This window comes from Rhizobium sp. CIAT894 (assembly GCF_000172795.2).
Classification (GTDB): domain Bacteria; phylum Pseudomonadota; class Alphaproteobacteria; order Rhizobiales; family Rhizobiaceae; genus Rhizobium.
The window spans coordinates 3,836,561-3,855,515 of the sequence record NZ_CP020947.1 but is presented as its reverse complement, the minus strand read 5'-3'; the positions used below and the strand labels follow the sequence as shown (position 1 = coordinate 3,855,515).

The 18,955-nt window shown below is 61.8% G+C and carries 15 protein-coding genes and 1 pseudogene; 10 read left to right on the top strand and 6 right to left on the bottom strand.

Annotated elements, in window-relative coordinates; all coding sequences use genetic code 11:
• Window positions 1–7 precede the first annotated feature (7 nt).
• Window positions 8–1,462: a xylulokinase gene (gene xylB, locus RHEC894_RS18945; protein WP_085738429.1), complete on the top strand. Its 1,455-nt coding sequence runs from the start codon at window positions 8–10 to the stop codon at window positions 1,460–1,462.
• Between the two features lie 145 nt (window positions 1,463–1,607).
• The gene (xylA, locus tag RHEC894_RS18940) at window positions 1,608–2,918 is read left to right on the top strand and encodes a xylose isomerase (RefSeq protein ID WP_085738428.1); all 1,311 of its coding nucleotides are present in this window, start codon (window positions 1,608–1,610) and stop codon (window positions 2,916–2,918) included.
• A 63-nt stretch (window positions 2,919–2,981) separates the two neighbouring features.
• On the opposite strand, the gene RHEC894_RS18935 is transcribed toward xylA, so the two are convergent.
• Window positions 2,982–4,013: a LacI family DNA-binding transcriptional regulator gene (locus RHEC894_RS18935; protein WP_085738427.1), complete on the bottom strand. Its 1,032-nt coding sequence runs from the start codon at window positions 4,011–4,013 to the stop codon at window positions 2,982–2,984.
• Between the two features lie 272 nt (window positions 4,014–4,285).
• Here RHEC894_RS18935 and RHEC894_RS18930 point away from each other — a divergent pair, with 272 nt between their 5' ends.
• The 5 genes from RHEC894_RS18930 to RHEC894_RS18910 all read left to right on the top strand — a co-directional run bounded on the left by RHEC894_RS18930 (window position 4,286) and on the right by RHEC894_RS18910 (window position 10,633).
• On the top strand, window positions 4,286–5,812 hold the full coding sequence (locus RHEC894_RS18930; protein WP_085738426.1) for a sugar ABC transporter ATP-binding protein: 1,527 nt from the start codon (window positions 4,286–4,288) through the stop codon (window positions 5,810–5,812).
• 79 nt (window positions 5,813–5,891) lie between these two features.
• Window positions 5,892–6,896, top strand: a complete 1,005-nt coding sequence (locus tag RHEC894_RS18925) for an ABC transporter permease (RefSeq protein ID WP_085739053.1) — start codon at window positions 5,892–5,894, stop codon at window positions 6,894–6,896.
• 98 nt (window positions 6,897–6,994) lie between these two features.
• The gene (locus RHEC894_RS18920; protein WP_085738425.1) at window positions 6,995–7,942 is read left to right on the top strand and encodes a substrate-binding domain-containing protein; all 948 of its coding nucleotides are present in this window, start codon (window positions 6,995–6,997) and stop codon (window positions 7,940–7,942) included.
• 249 nt (window positions 7,943–8,191) lie between these two features.
• Complete coding sequence (locus RHEC894_RS18915; RefSeq protein ID WP_085738424.1) at window positions 8,192–9,244, top strand: sugar phosphate isomerase/epimerase; 1,053 nt, start codon at window positions 8,192–8,194, stop codon at window positions 9,242–9,244.
• A 201-nt stretch (window positions 9,245–9,445) separates the two neighbouring features.
• Window positions 9,446–10,633, top strand: coding sequence for a Gfo/Idh/MocA family oxidoreductase (locus RHEC894_RS18910; RefSeq protein ID WP_085738423.1), 1,188 nt, complete (start codon window positions 9,446–9,448; stop codon window positions 10,631–10,633).
• Window positions 10,634–10,707: 74 nt separating this feature from the next.
• Here the strand turns inward: RHEC894_RS18910 and RHEC894_RS18905 are convergent, their stop codons facing one another.
• Window positions 10,708–11,109 carry a DoxX family protein gene (locus RHEC894_RS18905; protein WP_085738422.1) on the bottom strand — a complete coding sequence of 134 codons (402 nt, stop codon included), beginning with the start codon at window positions 11,107–11,109 and terminating at the stop codon, window positions 10,708–10,710.
• A 264-nt stretch (window positions 11,110–11,373) separates the two neighbouring features.
• Here RHEC894_RS18905 and RHEC894_RS18900 point away from each other — a divergent pair, with 264 nt between their 5' ends.
• Window positions 11,374–12,747 (top strand): GH1 family beta-glucosidase, encoded by a 1,374-nt coding sequence (locus RHEC894_RS18900; RefSeq protein WP_085738421.1) that lies wholly within the window; start codon window positions 11,374–11,376, stop codon window positions 12,745–12,747.
• A gap of 93 nt (window positions 12,748–12,840) precedes the next feature.
• Window positions 12,841–15,048: an EAL domain-containing protein gene (locus tag RHEC894_RS18895; protein WP_085738420.1), complete on the top strand. Its 2,208-nt coding sequence runs from the start codon at window positions 12,841–12,843 to the stop codon at window positions 15,046–15,048.
• Window positions 15,049–15,095: 47 nt separating this feature from the next.
• Here RHEC894_RS18895 and RHEC894_RS18890 read toward each other — a convergent pair whose 3' ends face one another.
• The 4 genes and pseudogenes from RHEC894_RS18890 to RHEC894_RS18875 form a co-directional block, all read right to left on the bottom strand.
• Complete coding sequence (locus tag RHEC894_RS18890) at window positions 15,096–16,025, bottom strand: rhodanese-related sulfurtransferase (RefSeq protein ID WP_085738419.1); 930 nt, start codon at window positions 16,023–16,025, stop codon at window positions 15,096–15,098.
• 71 nt (window positions 16,026–16,096) lie between these two features.
• Window positions 16,097–16,567, bottom strand: a pseudogene (locus tag RHEC894_RS18885) (VOC family protein); the annotation flags it as partial.
• Between the two features lie 151 nt (window positions 16,568–16,718).
• On the bottom strand, window positions 16,719–17,627 hold the full coding sequence (locus tag RHEC894_RS18880) for a CHAD domain-containing protein (protein WP_085738418.1): 909 nt from the start codon (window positions 17,625–17,627) through the stop codon (window positions 16,719–16,721).
• Entirely contained in the window at window positions 17,605–18,093 is a 489-nt protein-coding gene (locus tag RHEC894_RS18875; protein WP_010069624.1) for a CYTH domain-containing protein, read from the bottom strand. Before RHEC894_RS18875 ends, RHEC894_RS18880 begins: the two co-directional genes overlap by 23 nt.
• A 154-nt stretch (window positions 18,094–18,247) precedes the next feature.
• Here RHEC894_RS18875 and RHEC894_RS18870 point away from each other — a divergent pair, with 154 nt between their 5' ends.
• Window positions 18,248–18,886 carry a 2-dehydro-3-deoxy-phosphogluconate aldolase gene (locus RHEC894_RS18870; protein ID WP_010069625.1) on the top strand — a complete coding sequence of 213 codons (639 nt, stop codon included), beginning with the start codon at window positions 18,248–18,250 and terminating at the stop codon, window positions 18,884–18,886.
• Window positions 18,887–18,955 lie beyond the last annotated feature (69 nt).

Sequence of the window (18,955 nt, the reverse complement as noted above, 5' to 3'; positions counted from 1 at the left end):
ATACCAGATGTATCTCGGTCTCGATCTCGGAACCTCCGGCGTCAAGGCGATGCTGATCGACGGCGATCAGACGATCGTCGGCTCGGCCAACGGTTCGCTCGACGTTTCGCGTCCGCATTCCGGCTGGTCGGAGCAGGAGCCGGCCCACTGGGTGCGTGCCACTGAGGAGGCCGTTGCCGGCCTCAAGGCAAAACATCCGAAAGAGCTTGCCGCAGTCAAGGGCATCGGCCTTTCCGGCCAGATGCACGGCGCAACGCTGATTGATGTCAGCGACAAGGTCCTGCGCCCCTGCATCCTGTGGAACGACACGCGCAGCCATGTCGAGGCGGCCGCCCTCGATGCCGATCCGCGTTTCCGTGCCCTCACCGGCAATATCGTCTTCCCCGGCTTCACGGCGCCGAAACTCGCCTGGATCAAGAAGCATGAGCCAGATATCTTCGCCAAGATCGCCAAGGTGCTGCTGCCGAAGGACTATCTGCGTCTCTGGCTGACCGGCGAATATATTTCCGAAATGTCGGATTCGGCCGGGACCTCGTGGCTCGATACCGGCAAACGCGCCTGGTCGTCCGAGCTGCTTGCCGCTACCGATCTTTCCGAGGAGCAGATGCCGGCGCTTGTCGAAGGCACCGAGCAGGCCGGTACGCTGCGGCCCGAACTGGCGGCGCAATGGGGCATATCCGGCAATGTCGTCGTTGCCGGCGGCGCCGGCGACAATGCGGCGTCCGCCTGCGGCATGGGCACGGTCAGCGACGGCGCCGCCTTCGTCTCGCTCGGCACATCAGGCGTTCTCTTTGCCGCTAACGGTTCCTATCTGCCGAAGCCTGAAAGCGCCGTGCATGCGTTCTGTCACGCATTGCCGAACACCTGGCACCAGATGGGCGTCATCCTCTCGGCCACCGATGCGCTCAACTGGCATTCCGGCGTGACCGGCAAGTCGGCTGCCGATCTCACAGGCGAACTCGGCGAGACGCTGAAGACGCCCACATGCGTCACCTTCCTGCCCTATCTCTCCGGTGAGCGGACGCCGCACAACGATGCGGTCATCCGCGGCGCCTTTATCGGCCTCGAACATGAAAGCAGCCGTGCCGTGCTCACCCAGGCGGTGCTCGAAGGTGTGGCCTTTGCCATCCGCGACAATCTCGAAGCGCTACGCTCGGCCGGCACCAGCATCGCCCGCGTCACGGCGATCGGCGGCGGTTCGCGCTCGCATTACTGGCTGGCGTCGATCGCGACCGCGCTCGGTGTTCCGGTCGACCTGCCGGCCGACGGCGATTTCGGCGCGGCCTTCGGTGCAGCCCGTCTCGGTCTGATTGCGGCAACGGGTGCGGATCCGATCGCTGTCTGCACGCCGCCGGTGACATCAGGCACGATCGAGCCGGTGTCGGCGCTGAGCGCCGCTTATGAGGATGCCTACAAGCGCTACCGCGCACTCTATCCGGCGATCAAGTCGCTGGCGCATTGAGAGTTTGAGCCAGCGGCCCCCTCATCCGACCCTTCGGGCCACCTCTCCCCTTCGGGGAGAAGGTGCCGGCAGGCGGATGAGGGGGCCTCTGGCGTAGACCATCAATTCAGAGCTTCGAAAAAATACGAACCCAAGGAGACCCAAGATGAGCACCGGATTTTTCGGCGATATCCAGAAGATCAAATATGAAGGCCCCGACAGCACCAATCCGCTGGCCTTCCGCTATTACCAGCCGGACGAGATCGTTCTCGGCAAGCGCATGGAAGACCATCTGCGTTTTGCTGTCGCCTATTGGCACACCTTCACCTGGCCGGGCGGCGACCCCTTCGGCGGCCAGACCTTCCTGCGTCCCTGGTTCGAAGACACGATGAAGGCTGCCAAGCTGAAGGCCGACGTCGCTTTCGAATTCTTCTCGCTGCTGGGTGCGCCCTATTACTGCTTCCATGACGCCGACGTGCGCCCGGAAGGCAAGAACTTTGCCGAGAACACCAGGAACCTGAACGAGATCGTCGATTATTTCGCCGAAAAGCAGGCCGCTACCGGCACCAAGCTGCTCTGGGGCACGGCGAACCTGTTTTCGCACCGCCGCTATATGTCGGGTGCAGCCACCAATCCGGATCCGGATGTCTTTGCTTTCGCGGCTGCGACGGTCAAGACCTGCATCGACGCCACGCAGAAGCTCGGCGGCGAGAATTACGTGCTTTGGGGCGGGCGCGAAGGCTATGAAACCCTGCTCAACACCGATATCGGCCGCGAGCTTGACCAGCTCGGGCGCTTCCTCAACCTCGTCGTCGAATACAAGCACAAGATCGGCTACAAGGGCACGATCCTGATCGAGCCGAAGCCGCAGGAGCCGACCAAGCACCAGTATGACTACGACGTCGCCACCGTTTACGGCTTCCTCAAGAAGCACGGTCTGGAAAACGAGGTGAAGGTCAATATCGAGCAGGGCCATGCGATCCTTGCCGGCCATTCCTTCGAGCACGAGCTGGCGCTCGCCAATGCGCTCGGCATCTTCGGCTCGATCGACATGAACCGCAACGACTACCAGTCCGGCTGGGACACCGACCAGTTCCCGAACAACGTTCCGGAAATGGCGCTCGCCTATTACCACGTCCTGGCGGGCGGCGGCTTCAAGACCGGCGGCACCAACTTCGACGCCAAGCTGCGCCGCCAGTCGCTCGATCCGGCGGATCTGCTGATCGGCCATATCGGCGGCATGGATTGCTGCGCCCGCGGCCTGAAAGCCGCCGCCAGGATGATCGAGGACAAGGCCCTGTCGCAGCCGCTCGCCGATCGTTATGCCGGCTGGGAATCGGCCGAGGCCCAGAAGCTCTTCCGCGGCGAATATTCGCTGGACGAGATCACCAACTGGGTCGAAACCAAGGACGTGAACCCGCAGCCGAGATCCGGCAAGCAGGAACTGCTCGAAAACGTCGTCAATCGTTACGTCTGATAAAGCGCGCCGGCGGCCCACGGTCGCCGGCGCAGCTTTTTGTAGCTGGTTATTATAGCGTCTTCAGCGCTTGAACCATTGGCGCGACGGTGCGGAGACGGAGTTGCGAACCACCAGATCCGGCCGCAGCAGGATTTCCGTCTCGGCCGGCCGGCCATCGGACAAGAGTTCCAACAGCAGCGCCATGGCCTGTTTGCCGATCGCCGTTCGCGGCTGGCGGATCGTCGTCAGCGACGGCGATATGAAGACGGCCTGCGGCACGTCGTCGAAACCGGTCACCGAGAAATCCCTTGGAATATCGTAGCCCCGCGCCCCAAGCCCGATCATGACGCCGATCGCCGTCTGGTCGTTTACGCACATGAAGGCCGTGGGCAGCGTGTCGCGCATGAAAAGCTGTTCGACCGCATGCCGGCCGCTTTCAATCGTGCCGTCGCCTTCGAGCACGATCCTCAAATCGGGCGGAATGCCGGCCGCATCGAGTTCGGCATCATATCCCATGCGGCGCCGGATAAAGGCAAGCCGGGTGCGCGAATCGCCGATGAAGGCGATCTTGCGATGTCCTTCGGCCAGCAGCAGGTCCACCGCCTTTCGCGCCCCCTCGGTATCGTCGACGCCGACATAGGGAATGCCGCCATTGAAGACGGGCTCGAAAACGCCGACGCTCGGCGGCAGCCGCGCGGTCATGGTCTGATGACCGAAGGGCAGGATGCCGGTGAAGAGGATCAATCCGGCAGCCTGGTTGGAGTTGAAGAATTTCAGATATTCCAGCCCGCGCTGGGCGTCGTTCTGCGTGTGGCCGATCAGGACGCCGTAGCCGTGCGCGCGCGCCTCATTCTCCAGACCGACAAGGATGTTGGAGAAATTCGGGTCGCCGATATCAGGCGCCACCACGAGGATCATGTTGGAGCGGCCGAGCCTCAGGCTGCGGGCCATGGCATTGGTGGTGTAGCCGGTGACGGCGATCGCCTGGTTGACCTTGAGACGGGTGGAGTTGGCGACCTTCTCCGGCATGTGGATCGCCCGGGACACCGTCGCGATGGAGACCTCGGCGATCCGGGCGACGTCTTCGATGGTTGCGGGCGTGGAATTCGACACTGAGCTCTGCCTTGGGCTGTCTTCGCCGCGACACTACACAGACTTGTCGAGAGGTCAAAGGCAGGCTTCAACGGATCTGCGTAAATCCACCATGTAAACCTTTACATAGGTGATGTAAAGGTTTACATAAACTTCAAAGCGGATGGGAGCCGCAGCTCACAGCACCCGAAAACAGGAAGCGGTTTTCAAAATGGGAATGTGCGCTAGTTCAAGGTGATGGAGCAGCGCCGGTGCCTTCCGCCGGATGCAAGACGCTCTTGGGGGAGAGCATGATGACCGTGGAGACCGCCGACACCGCACCCGTGGTGCTGTCCGCCAGGCGCATATGCAAATCCTTCAGCGGCGTGCAGGTGCTCTTCAGCGTCAATTTCGATCTCCGTGCCGGCGAAATCCATGCCCTCATGGGTGAGAACGGCGCCGGCAAGTCCACGCTCGTCAAGGTGTTGTCAGGCTTCGAGCAGCCGAGTTCCGGCGAGATTCTGCTCGACGGCAAGCCTGTCGTGCTGCCGCCGAATGGCGGAGCGGAAGCGCTGGGGATCGTCATCATCCATCAGGAATTCAATCTCGCCGACCATCTGACGGTGACGGAGAGCCTGTTTCTCGGGCGCGAAGTCACGCGGTTCGGCGTGCTCGACCGCAAATATATGCGATCGGAGACGCGCAAGGTTCTCGATGTGCTGGGTTCGCATGTCGACGAGAATGCCCTGATCAGCACGCTTTCCATCGCCGACAAGCAGATGGTCGAAGTCGCCAAGGCGATCAGCCGTGATGCGCGGGTCGTGTTCATGGATGAGCCGACCGCGGTGCTGTCGCGGGAAGAGACCAATATGCTCTTCAAGCAGGTCCGCAAGCTGCGCGACCAGGGCACGAGCTTCGTCTTCGTCTCCCATAAGCTCGACGAGGTCATGGAATTGACCGATCGGGTGACGGTCCTGCGCGACGGCCAGTGGATCAAGACGTCGCCGACATCCATTCTGGATGGGGAATCGATCGCGCAGCTGATGGTGGGCCGCGAACTTTCCAGCCTCTATCCCGCCAAGGTCGAACCTGACGTGGACGAGGAGGTCGTGCTCCGCGTTGCCTCGGTGTCGACGGGCTATGTGAAGGATGCGAGCTTCGAGGTGCGCAAGGGCGAGATCATCGGCTTCTCCGGCATGATCGGCTCCGGCCGTACCGAGCTGATGGAAGCGATCGCCGGTTTGCGAAGCCGTCTTGACGGCGAGGTGGTCATCAAGGGCGAAACGGTTCCTTCCGGCGACGTGCATGCCGCCAATCGCTGCGGGCTTGCCTACATGACCAAGGACCGCAAGTCGAAGGGGCTGCTGCTGCGCTCCGGCATGGTGGCCAATCTGACGTTGCAATCGCTCGAAAGGCACGGCCGCCACGGCTATCTCAGCCCAGCCAGCGAGGCGGCTGCACTGGCGAAGGCCAAACGCCGTTTCGACATCAGGGTTCGCGACGGCAATATCATCGCCGGCCGCATGTCCGGCGGAAACCAGCAGAAGCTGCTGCTGGCCAAGGTCATGGAGACCGAGCCCGACATCATCATCATAGACGAACCGACGCGCGGCATCGATGTCGGCACCAAGCAGCAGATCTATCATTTCATCTCGGCGCTCGCCCGGGACGGCCGGTCGATCATCGTCGTCTCGTCGGAGATGCCTGAAGTCATCGGCCTCTGCACCCGAGTGGTGGTGATGCGCGAAGGACATATCGTCGGCGTGCTCGAAGGAGACGAGATTTCCGAACAGGAAATCATGCGTTACGCCGCCGGGCTCAAGAAGAAGGCGGCGGCCTGAGGCTTTGAAGCAGGGCTTCGCCGATCCGGACGACAGAGAAGATGCCCAGAAAATATGGGACGGGAGGTTGGTTTTGGATATGAGTGTCAACGAGGAGACCAGGGAAATCCGGCGCCGATCCTGGCGGGATGTCGATCTGCGTGCGGTCGCACCTTTCGTCGCCCTGGCGCTGCTCCTGATCGTCGGAGCTCTGGTCAATCCCAATTTCATCGGCATCACCAACCTTGCCAACGTCGCCACCCGCAGCGCCTTCATCGCCATCATCGCGGTCGGCGCGACCTTCGTGATATCGGCAGGTGATCTCGACCTGTCGGTGGGCTCGATGGTGGCTTTCGTTGCCAGCCTGATGATCCTGTTGATGAATTCGGGCGCCATCGAAAATCCGGCTTTGATGCTGACGGTCGCGGTCGTCTTCACGATCGTTGCCGGTGCACTTTGCGGTCTGGCGAACGGCCTGATCACCACGGTGGGCAAGATCGAGCCGTTCATCGCCACGCTTGGCACGATGGGCATCTATCGCGGCCTGACGACATGGCTGTCGCAGGGCGGCGCGATCACCCTGCGTTCGGCCGATATCCAGACGCTCTATCGTCCCGCCTATTTCGGCAATATCGGCGGCGTGCCGCTGCCGATCGTGGTGATCCTGGCGGTGACAGCTGTTGCGGCCTTCATCCTCTATCGCACGCGCTATGGGCGCCATGTCGTTGCTGTCGGTTCGAACAGCGATGTCGCCCGCTATTCGGGCATCGCGGTCAACCGCGTGCGGACGATCGCCTTCGTCATCCAGGGGCTCTGCGTCGCCATCGCCGTGCTGCTCTATGTTCCGCGTCTCGGCTCGACCTCGGCAACGACAGGCATCCTGTGGGAGTTGCAGGCGATCACTGCCGTCGTCGTCGGCGGGACGGCGCTGAAGGGCGGCGCCGGCAGGGTCTGGGGCACGATCTGCGGCGCCTTCATCCTCGAGCTCGTCGGCAACATCATGCTGCTTTCGAACTTCATCAGCGAATATCTGATCGGCGCCATTCAGGGGGCGATCATCATCATCGCCATGTTCGTCCAGCGCTCGCTGGTGCGCAAATCATGATCTGACCGGCTCATTCGACCGGGTTTACAATTCGGCCGGGCTTACAGGGCGTCCGGTCCCGATGGAACAAGTCCCTGAAGTCATTGGGAGGAAATAGCATGCGGAAATTGATGTTGGGTCTCGCGGTTGCGGCGGTGACGTTCGCCGGCGCCGCTCACGCCCAGGACAAGAAATTCACCATCGGCGTCTCCATTCCGGCTGCCGACCACGGCTGGACCTCGGGCGTCGTCTTCCATGCCGAACGCGTCGCCAAGCTGCTGATGGCCGAACATCCCGGTCTCAACGTCATCGTCAAGACCTCGCCGGATGCCGCCAGCCAGGCTAACGCTGTGCAGGATCTCGATACGCAGGGCATCGATGCCCTTGTCATTCTGCCGTCGGACCCGGATCCGCTCGTCAACGCCATCAAGGAAGTCAAAGGCAAGGGCAAATTTGTCGCTCTCGTCGACCGCGCGCCGAGCAACAACGACAATTCCGTGCGCGACCTTTATGTCGCCGGCAACAACCCGGCTCTCGGCGAAGTCGCCGGCAAGTACATTGCCGAAAAGACTCCGGACGCTGAAGTCGTCATCATCCGTGGTCTGCCGATCCCGATCGACCAGCAGCGCCAGGACGGTTTCGACAAGGGCATTGCCGGTTCCAAGGTCAAGGTTCTCGATCGCCAGTATGGCAACTGGAACCGCGACGATGCCTTCAAGGTGATGCAGGACTACCTGACGAAGTACCAGAAGATCGACGTCGTATGGTGCCAGGACGACGACATGGCCGTCGGCGTTCTGCAGGCGATCGAGCAGGCCAAGCGCACCGACATCAAGTATGTCGTTGCCGGCGCCGGCTCCAAGGACATGGTCAAGAAGGTCATGGACGGCGACAAGCTGATCCCGGTCGACGTTCTCTACCCGCCGGCAATGGTCGGCACGGCAATGGAACTCACGGCGGCGGCGCTCTACGATCAGGTCCCGGTCCACGGCAATTACATCCTCGACGCAACACTCGTCACCAAGGACAATGCCAAGGACTTCTATTTCCCGGATTCTCCGTTCTGATCCATCGACTGCAGGGCGCGCCCATTCGAAAGGATGGGCGCGTTTTTATGCTTGCCTTCGGCGCACAGCCGAAAATGCTGCACGTACCTCTTGCCCGTCAAAGCCCATCATGATTAGTTCGCAGGCCTGTCTCATCCGGCCTGCGTGCCGATGCGCGAAGCAAAGGCGGGAAGGTGCCTTGCGCCTGCCAAATTGCGTGCTACAACATTTCAGAAACGTTTACGGTCGATATTCAGGGAGGAATCTGACATGAAGACGATCAAGGGCCCCGGCCTTTTCCTTGGCCAGTTCGCGGGCGATACTGCGCCTTTCAATTCCTGGGACGCAATCACCAAATGGGCGGCCGACATCGGCTATAAGGGCGTCCAGGTGCCGAGCTGGGCAAGCCAGCTGATCGACCTGAAGAAGGCCGCGACCTCCAAGGATTATTGTGACGAATTCGCCGGCAAGGCGCGCGAAAACGGCATCGAGATCACGGAACTCTCCACCCATCTGCAGGGCCAGCTCGTCGCCGTTCACCCGGCCTATGACGAAGCCTTCGACGGCTTCGCGGCCCCCGAAGTGCGCGGCAATCCAAAGGCGCGCCAGGAATGGGCGGTCGAGCAGGTCAAGATGGCGCTGACGGCATCGAAAAACCTCGGCCTCAAGGCGCATGCGACCTTCTCCGGCGCGCTTGCCTGGCCCTTCGTCTATCCCTGGCCGCAACGTCCCGCCGGTCTGGTCGAGACCGCCTTCGACGAACTTGCCCGCCGCTGGACGCCGATCCTCAACCATGCGGATGAAAACGGCATCGACGTCTGCTACGAGATCCATCCGGGCGAGGACCTGCATGACGGCATCACCTTCGAGATGTTCCTGGAGCGGGTGAAGAACCATCCCCGCGCCAACATGCTCTACGACCCATCGCACTACGTCCTGCAGTGCCTCGATTATCTCGACAATATCGACATCTACAAGGACCGCATCAAGATGTTCCACGTCAAGGATGCGGAGTTCAATCCGAGCGGGCGCCAGGGCGTCTATGGGGGCTATCAGGGCTGGGTGGAGCGCGCCGGCCGCTTCCGCTCGCTCGGCGACGGCCAGGTGGATTTCGGTGCCGTGTTCTCGAAGATGACGGCCAATAATTTCGACGGCTGGGCCGTGGTCGAATGGGAATGCGCGTTGAAACATCCTGAGGACGGTGCCCGCGAAGGGGCCGAGTTCGTCGCCGCCCACATTATTCGCGTCACCGAAAAAGCCTTCGACGATTTTGCCGGCAGCGGCACGGATCAGGCCGCCAATCGGCGGATGCTGGGGCTTTAAGGCATAGGTTCTTGCCGCGAAACTGCCCCTCACCCTAACCCTCTCCCCGTTCTGACGGGGAGAGGGGACGTGCCTTGTGAGACGTTAGCGAGGGACGGAGAGGTCACGGCATATCCCTTCTCCCCGTCAGAACGGGGAGAAGGTGGCGGCAGCCGGATGAGGGGCCGCATCCGCACCAAGTTAAATTCCAGGAGGACAAGAATGGTAATCGAAGCATCATCCGAACAGACCCGCGAGCCGCGCATCCGGCTCGGCATGGTGGGCGGCGGCGCGGGCGCGTTCATCGGCGCGGTGCACCGCATCGCGGCGCGCATCGACGATCAATATGATCTCATCGCCGGCGCCCTGTCGTCGACGCCCGAGAAGGCCGTGCAGTCCGGCCGCGACCTCGGCCTCGATCCGTCGCGGACCTATTCCAGCTACCGCGAGATGGCGATCCGCGAGGCGAAGCTGAAGAACGGTATCGAGGCGGTGGCGATCGTCACCCCGAACCATGTGCACTACGATGCGGCCAAGGAATTCCTGAAGCGCGGCATCCATGTCATCTGCGACAAGCCGCTGACATCGAACCTTGCCGATGCGAAAAAACTGAAGAAAATTGCCGACGAGAGCGGCGCGCTCTTCGTGCTGACGCATAATTACACCGGTTATCCGATGGTGCGTCAGGCGCGTGAGATGATCGCCAACGGCGAACTCGGCGATATAAGAGTGGTCCAGGCCGAATATCCGCAGGACTGGCTGACGGAAGCGGTCGAGCAGACCGGCCAGAAGCAGGCGGCCTGGCGAACCGATCCGGCGCAGTCCGGCGTCGGCGGGTCCACAGGCGATATCGGCACGCATGCCTATAATCTTGCTTCCTTCATTACCGGGCTGGAACTCGACAGCCTGGCTGCCGATCTCGACAGCTTCGTTCCCGGCCGCCGGCTGGATGACAATGCCCACGTCATGCTGCGTTTCAAGGCGAAGGGATCGGAGAAGCCGGCCAAAGGCATGCTCTGGTGCAGCCAGGTGGCGCCCGGCCATGAAAACGGCCTGATGGTTCGCGTCTACGGAACCAAAGGCGGGCTGGAATGGACCCAGAAGGACCCGAACTACCTCTGGTATACGCCGTTCGGCGAACCGAAGCGGCTGATCACCCGGGGCGGCGCCGGGTCAGGCGCGGCTGCGGGCCGCGTTTCCCGCGTGCCGTCAGGGCATCCTGAAGGGTATCTCGAGGCTTTTGCGACAATCTATACGGAAGCCGCGCATGCGATCAACGCCCGCAAGAAGGGCAAGGCCGTCGACAAGGCTGTGGTCTACCCCACAGTCGATGACGGCGTGAAGGGCGTGGCCTTCGTCGAGGCTTGCGTTGCCTCTTCGAAGAAAAACGGCGCATGGGTCAAGGTTTGAGTTTGCCGATTCGCGTGGCCCAATGAAAAACGCCGAGGCGGACCCAGGTCGTCTCGGCGTTTTGCTTATGGTGATCAGGCAGCAGCGCGGCCACGCTTCAGCAGGTTGTCGACGCTGAGCGGGCCGGCGCCTGCCGCCACCAGATAAAGAAACACGAAGCAGAACAGGATCGCGGCAACGCCGCCGTTCTGCGCGGGATAAAAGCTCTTTCCCGCATGACCGATGAAATAGGCGAAAGCCATCAGGCCCGAGAGCACGAAGGCTGCGATGCGGGTCTGGAATCCCACCAGCACGAGGAAGCCGAGGATCAGTTCGATCAGTCCGGCGGTCCAGGAGAGCGAGCCCATCGGCGGTACGTTTGCCGCTGCCGGAAAGTGCAGGATCTTCTGCGTTCCATAGCTGAAAAGCACGAGCGACGAGACGATGCGCAGCAGGCTCAGCAGATGCGGCTGCAGCAGATGGATCGAAGACAGCATGGGATTCCTTTCATGTTTGCGATGCCTTCGCTGTGTAGTGATCATGGGCTCGGCAGCAAGTCACGACTGCTGACATTCGCGTTATGAGAGCGGACGGGGCGGAAAGCGTGGCAACCCCCGGTGATGAAAGGATGCCTTCCCGGCTGCTTTGCCGTTCTTACTGCAACGTTGCAGTTTTTCTTCCTGCGGACCTGTACTTTGCCTGCCGGCTTGGCTAAATCCCGGCCAACGGTCAGTCCACATGCTGAGAGACGGGGATTACAGATGATCGATGCGAAGACGCTTGCAGGCCGCTTTCCCGGTGATTTCACCTTCGGCGTCGCCACCGCCGCCTTCCAGATCGAGGGCGCCGGCAAGGCCGATGGCCGCAAGCCGTCCATCTGGGATGCTTTCTGCAATATGCCCGGCCGTGTCCATAACCGCGACAACGGCGACGTTGCCTGCGACCACTATAACCGCCTGGAGCAGGACCTCGATCTCATCAAGGAGATGGGGGTCGAAGCCTATCGCTTCTCCATCGCCTGGCCGCGCATTATCCCCGACGGCACGGGTCCGGTGAACGAGCCGGGCCTCGATTTCTACGACCGGCTGGTCGATGGCTGCAAGGCGCGCGGGATCAAGACCTTCGCTACGCTCTACCACTGGGATCTGCCCCTGATGCTTGCCGGCGATGGCGGCTGGACGGCGCGTTCGACCGCCTATGCCTATCAGCGCTACGCCAAGACGGTGATGAGCCGCCTCGGCGACCGTCTCGACGCTGTCGCGACCTTCAACGAGCCCTGGTGCATCGTCTGGCTGAGCCATCTCTATGGCATTCATGCTCCCGGCGAGCGCAACATGCAGGCTGCCCTTCACGCCATGCATTATATGAACCTTGCCCATGGCCTCGGCGTCGAGGCGATCCGCTCGGAAGCCCCTGATGTACCGGTCGGGCTCGTGCTCAACGCTGCCTCGATCATCCCCGGCTCCGAAAGCCCGGCCGATCTTGCCGCGGGCGAGCGCGCGCATCAGTTCCACAACGGCGCCTTCTTCGATCCCGTCTTCAAGGGCGAATATCCGAAGGAATTCGTCGAGGCGCTCGGCGACCGCATGCCTGTTGTCGAGGATGGCGACCTGAAGCTGATCAACCAGAAGCTCGACTGGTGGGGTCTGAATTACTACACGCCCGAGCGTGTCACCGACGATGCCGAACGCAAGGGCGATTTCCCCTGGACTGTGAAAGCGCCGCCGGCAAGCGACGTCAAGACCGATATCGGCTGGGAAATCTATGCGCCGGCATTGAAGCTCCTGGTCGAGGACCTCTATCGCCGCTACGATCTGCCGGAATGCTACATCACCGAGAACGGCGCCTGTGACAACACCGGCGTCGTCGACGGCGAGGTCGACGATACGACGCGTCTCGATTATCTCGGCGACCATCTCGATGTCGTGGCCGGTCTCATCAAAGACGGTTATCCCATGCGTGGCTATTTCGCCTGGAGCCTGATGGACAATTTCGAATGGGCGGAAGGCTATCGCATGCGCTTCGGCCTCGTCCATGTCGATTATGAAACGCAGGTCCGTACGGTGAAGAAAAGCGGCAGGTGGTATCGCGAACTCGCAGCACACTTCCCGAAAGGCAATCATAAGCCGGGTTGATCGTTACCCCACGTGCGGGCACAAAGATCTACAGCGTTTGCTTAAACGTTTTTGAACCCTTGACTGGCAATGTCGGACGGTCAGGGAGCCGTGATGCAGACAGTCGGGAAGTCGCAGAGCAAGGGATTGGGAGTAGGCCGTCACCTTACCGTTACGGGCGTGCTTTTCTCCTTTGCCGTCATCGTCGCGGTTGCGACCATCATGGTGCTGACGGCGCTCGAGCGCGTGGCCGAAAATGCCAATCTTCTCGATGACGAACGCTCACGTGAAACGACGATCGGGGCGTTGAAGACTTTCGAGGATCAGCTGAGCGCGACACTCGACGATTACGCTGCCTGGGACGACGCCGCCGTCAACGTCTACGCGCCCGACGGCATGGCCTGGACGGTCAGCAATTACGGCGAGATGTCGGTCAACAGCGCGCTGTTCGACATGGCGATCGTCATCGATGACGAGAAGAAGCCGATCATGGCCTATCGCGACGGCAAGCCGATGGAGGAGCCGCTTGCGGATTTCTTCGCGCCGTCGCTCTGGACCCTGTTCGAGACGGTCAAGGCCGCCGGCCCGACCGGTACGCCGCAGGCGGTTGGTTTCGTCACGACAGAACGGGGAATAGCCGCTGTCGGCGTGGCGTTGGTGCGGAAAAAATCCGGGGCGCTTGACGTGCCCGCCGGCCAGCACCGCTATCTGGTTTTTGCCCGCCATCTGGACAACGACAGGGTGGCGGCACTTGGGCAGACCTATGTCATCGGCGGGCTGAGGCTGGCGCCTGCGAACTTCGAGGCGGACTATTTCGTGCCGATCGCCGATCCGGCGGGGGCGACGCTCAAGAAGCTCGTCTGGACCTCGCGTTCGCCGGGTGATGTCGGCTATGCACAGGTGCGGCCGATGGTCATCCAGGCGCTCGGCCTCGTCGGGCTGTTCTTCGTGGTTCTGCTGGTCATCGGCTGGTTTGCCGGCCGCAGGCTGAAAGCCGAGGAAAACAATGCCCGCGAAGAGGCGCTCCGCGACCGGCTGAGCGGCCTTTCCAATCGCGATGGTCTCGGGCTTGCCGTCGACCGTTTCGTCGTCGAGGCGCGCCAAGCCAAGCGCAATGTGCTGCTCCTCTATCTCGATCTCGATGGCTTCAAGGAGGTCAATGACAGTTATGGCCACGGCACCGGCGACCAGTTGATCCGCGCCGTTGCGGCCGGGCTCGACGTGCTCATTCCGCAAGGCGCGGTCCTTGCCCGCATCGGCGGCGATGAATTTGCGATCGCCTTTCTCTCCGACAGCGAGAATGCCGCCGCCTTGCAGCTTGCCGAGCAGATCCTCGATTTTCTTGTCGATCCGCTGGAGATCGGTCGCCGTGTCGTTGTCGTCGGGGCCAGCATCGGCATCGCCATGTCGCCGTCCGGCACGATCGGGCGCGAAGAACTGGTACGTCGCTCCGACCTTGCCATGTACAAGGCGAAGGAAGCCGGCCGCGCGCGCATGATGCTTTACGATCCGTCGATGGATGCGGACCGAGAGCAGCGCAATGCGCTGGAACTCGATCTCAGGATCGCCATCGAAAGCGGCGACCTGACGCTCGCCTACCAGCCGCTCATCGATGCGGTGACGCATGCGCCGACCGGTGTCGAGGCGCTGGTGCGCTGGAACCGTCCGGGTCACGGCCCTGTTTCACCCGAGATATTCATCCCGATCGCCGAGACCAGCGGCCTCATCGAATCGCTCGGGCTGTTCGTGCTGCGCAAGGCCTGCGAGACGGCCAAACAATGGCCGGAGCTCAACGTTTCGGTCAATGTCTCGCCCGGGCAGTTCCGCAATCCCGCTTTTGCCGACTATGTACGCTACGTGCTGAAGCAGACGGATATCGAGGCCGGGCGCATCACGCTCGAGATCACCGAAGGCTACATGATCCAGAATCCGCAGCGCACGCGCCAGTCGATCGAACGGCTGAAGGCGCTGGGGGTCAAGGTGGCGCTCGACGATTTCGGCTCCGGCTTCTCCTCGATCGGTTATCTCAGGCAGTTCGGCTTCGACCGGATCAAGATCGACCGCTCTCTGGTCATGGGTGTCAACGAGGACAAGCGCCAGCGCGAGATGCTGCAGGCGACGGTGGCGCTCGCCCGCTCGCTTGATATTCCGGTGACGGCCGAAGGCATCGAGACCGAGGAGCAGGCAATAGCCATGCGCCTCTTCGGCTGCGATTGTCTGCAGGGCTATTTGTTCGGAAAGCCCGTTACAGCAGATCTCATCACCGCGATGCTGAACGAGCGACGTGCGGCGGAGCCGGCGCGCCGCATCAGCGCTGCCTGACCGCGGCGTGATCCTCAGACAGCCAGGCTGATGCGCGAAATCCCGGCTCAGCTGCCGATATGCCGCTGGCCGCGCTTTTTCGCGAGAGCGATCTGGTGTTGCCGCTGACGGTAACGCAGCCGGTCTTCCTCCGTGCGCTTGGAATAGCAGTGGCTGCAGGAAACGCCTTCTTCATAGAGCGGCGAGGTGACTTCCTCTGATGTGATCGGGTTGCGGCAGGCATGGCACAGCTTGTGTTCGCCTTCCTTCAGCCCGTGCTCGACCGATACCCGCTCGTCGAAGACGAAGCAGGCGCCGTCCCAGAGGCTTTCCTCCTGCGACACGTCCTCCAGGTATTTCAGGATGCCGCCCTTCAGATGATAAACCTCGTCGAAGCCCTCAGCCTTCATGAAGGCGGTGGCCTTCTCGCAGCGTATGCCGCCGGTGCAGTACATGGCGATCTTCGGCTTGTTGTGCAGGCCGGTATTCTGGCGCACCCAATCGGGAAATTCGCGGAACGTCTTCGTCTTCGGGTCGAGCGCGCCGCGGAAGGTGCCGATCGCCGTCTCGTAATCGTTGCGGGTGTCGATGACGATCGTATCGGGATCGGAAATCAGCGTGTTCCAGTCCTTGGCCGCCACATAGGTGCCGACTACCTTGTTGGGGTCGATATCCTCGACACCCATGGTGACGATTTCCTTCTTCAGCTTCACCTTCATGCGCAGGAAGGGCATTTTCGAGGCGCGGCTTTCCTTATGCTCCAGGCCGGAAAATTCCGGCTGGGCGCGCAGGAAGGAGAGCACGGCGCCAATGCCGGCATCGGGTCCGGCAATCGTGCCGTTGATGCCTTCATGGGCCAGAAGCAGCGTTCCTTTGACGCCGTTCTCCTCGCAAAGCGTCTGCAGCGGGCTCTGCAGGCTGGCAAAGCGCGGCACGGAAACGAAATGGTAGAGCGCGGCCACGAGGAACGGGCTGGTGTGTGTCAGGCTGTCGGTCATGGGGCGGAAATACAGAAAATCGGCGGATTGCGCAATGTCCTCGCCGGCGTGGCCTTCAGGTGGCCGACGGTCCGCGCCTGCCATTCGGAAAACGCCCGCACGCCGAAACTCCGGTCGGGGATATCGTCGAGAATGCTGATGAACTCGATCGAATGCCCATCAGGGTCCCTGAAATAGATCGACAGCGCCGGCATCCAGCCGAGAACCACTGGCTCCGCCGCCGGCTCACCGGTAAAGCCGAGAGGTTCCACGCCCTTTGCTCTGAGAATGGCGGGCGCCTGCAACAGATTATCGGCGGTCATCCGGAAGGCGATGTGCAGCCGCATCTTCAGCGGCCCGGTTCCGGTTTCCCAAAGGCCGAGCATGCCGGTCTTCCTGTTGTCCACCCAAAGGAAAGCGACCTTGCGTTCCTCGAATGAAGCCGCCGGTTCGAGCCCGACGACATCGCGATAAAAATCCGTGGAGGTCTTGAGATCGGCAACGGTCAGATGCGTCTCGTAAAGCCCGAGCAGCTTTGGCATGGCGGCATTTTCGGCGATCATTTCTTCCTCGCAGGTCCGGTCTCTTTTTGTTCGACCGTCGGAGGGTAGAACCTCAAGATTACTTGAGGTCAATGGTTTTTTTTATGAAATTTCACTGGCGCCGGCGCAGTGGCAAACCCGACAGCGCACAAGCGGCCCGATTTTACGTCCCTCAACGTCCGGCGGTCAGCCAGAGAAGCTCGATGCGCTCAGCGTCCTCGTCGGGATCATCGGTAAAGACGGTTTCGGCTTTGACAAGTGCTTGCCGCCGGTCTTCCTGCTGGCGGAAGATGATGGCGTCGAGCAGGTGGGCGAGATCGTCATTGCGGGTAAACAGTTGCGGCTCGGCCTCGACCAGTTCGGAGAGCACGGCAAGATCGTGGATGTGGCCGAGATCCTCGACCAGTTCCTTGGCCGCATCGCTCTTCGCCTTCATTGCGCCGGGCCAGGCATCGCGCAAAAGATCATGGTAGAGCCGATAGTCGTAGGTGCGTTTGCGCAGATCGTGAAAATCGCCGGCGGATGCCTCGCCGCGGCAAGCCGCAAGCGCGGCTTTTGCCTTCCGCGCGGTGCGGCGCCAGCTCTTGCCCAGCATGCTGGCACTCTTACGGTGGCCGCCGTCAAAGGAAACCGTGTCCAGGGCGGCGATCGCCTGCTGCAGAACGCCGGAGGTTTCCGTCAACCGCTGTTCCAGGTCGCTTTCGGCATCCGCCATCCAGTCACGGCGTCCTTCGAGGATGGTGACGATGCGGCCGAGCGCCTCGCTCTCCTCCGGCCCACGGGCCGAGTGCTGCAGATATTGCGCGGTGCCGATGAGGGCGGCCGCATCGCGGATCGCCGACAGCGACTGGGCGGCATCGCGCAGCCTGGCGTTTTCGCGGCTCTGGAAATCCGGTACCGCGCGGGCCACGAGGCGGTAAAGCGAACGCAATCGCTTCAGGTTCTTGCGGAAGGAATGGATCGCCTCATGCGCACCGTCCGGCCGCTCTTCAAGAATCGCGATGGCCCGGTTCAACTGTTCGGCGGCGACGTTGCGGAACTCTTTGGTGAAGCCGGCATCAGGCCGAATGCGATAGGCCATGCCTGTCGTGCCCGTATTCTGTGGCAAGGGCCTGGTTGGAATAGCGGACATCGCCGGTCACTTCGCGGCCGAGCCAGGCGGGCAGGGGCGGGTTGTCCGTTTCCGCCGTCATCTCCACCTCGGCGATAACAAGTCCGCGATGCTCGCCGGTAAAGACGTCGACCTCCCAGACGAAGCCTTCATGCGGAACGCGGTAGCGCGTCTTCTCGATGACGATACCGATCGCGTTCTGCAACAGCTCCTTGGCATCGGCGATCGGGATGTCGTATTCGAATTCATCGCGGGTGATCGCGCTGCGGCCGATCTTGATCGTCAGCTTCGCTTTCCTGTCGTCGAGGATGCGCACGCGGGCGGAACGATCGTCCATCGAGGCGATGTAACCCTGCCTCAAGACAGACTTCGTCTCGACGGCGGAGCGCCATCCATCGCTGCGTACAAGAAACTTTCGCTCGATCTCTTTCGCCATATCGGTGAACCTTTTGTGACGATCCTGGCACGGTAGCCCAATTACCAAGCATTGCCTACCCATCTTGTCATGCGACCCGGTTTTATCTCGACAAGGTCCCGCCGGGGCGCTATTCGGGATGCGAATTCAATCGTTTCAAGGAAGTCGTGAGACCATGGGCGAGAAAACAGAGAAGCTCCTTTCCATCCTGAAACTCCAGCCTGTCGTTCCGGTCTTGATCGTCGACGATGCGAAGTCGGCCGTCTCGCTGGCGCGCGCGCTCGTTGCCGGCGGCCTGAAGGCGATCGAGATCACCATGCGCACGCCTGCGGCACTCGATGCCGTGCGTGCGGTGGCCGCCGAGGTCGAGGGCGCCGAAGTCGGCGCCGGCACGATCCTGAACGCCGCCCATTGGGAAGCCGCCGTCGAGGCCGGCTCGAAATTTATCGTCAGCCCGGGCACGACACAGGAACTGCTCGATGCCGCCGCCGACTCCGACGTGCCGCTGCTTCCCGGCGCTGCGACCGCCAGCGAAGTCATGGCGTTGCGCGAAGAAGGCTATCAGGTGCTGAAATTCTTCCCGGCGGAACAGGCCGGTGGTGCGGCCCTGCTGAAGGCGCTCTCTTCGCCGCTCGCCGGCACGCTGTTTTGCCCGACCGGCGGCATTTCGCTGAAGAACGCCAATGATTATCTCTCGCTGCCGAACGTCATCTGCGTCGGCGGCTCCTGGGTGGCGCCGAAGGAACTGGTCGCAGCCGGCGACTGGGCTGGTATCACCAGGCTTGCGGCTGAGGCCGCCGCGCTGAAGGCCTGAGTTCGTCTTTCGGGGCTTGCTTCTCGGCGAGCCCCCTATTTGTATTTCACCAGTCGCAAACCTATGTAC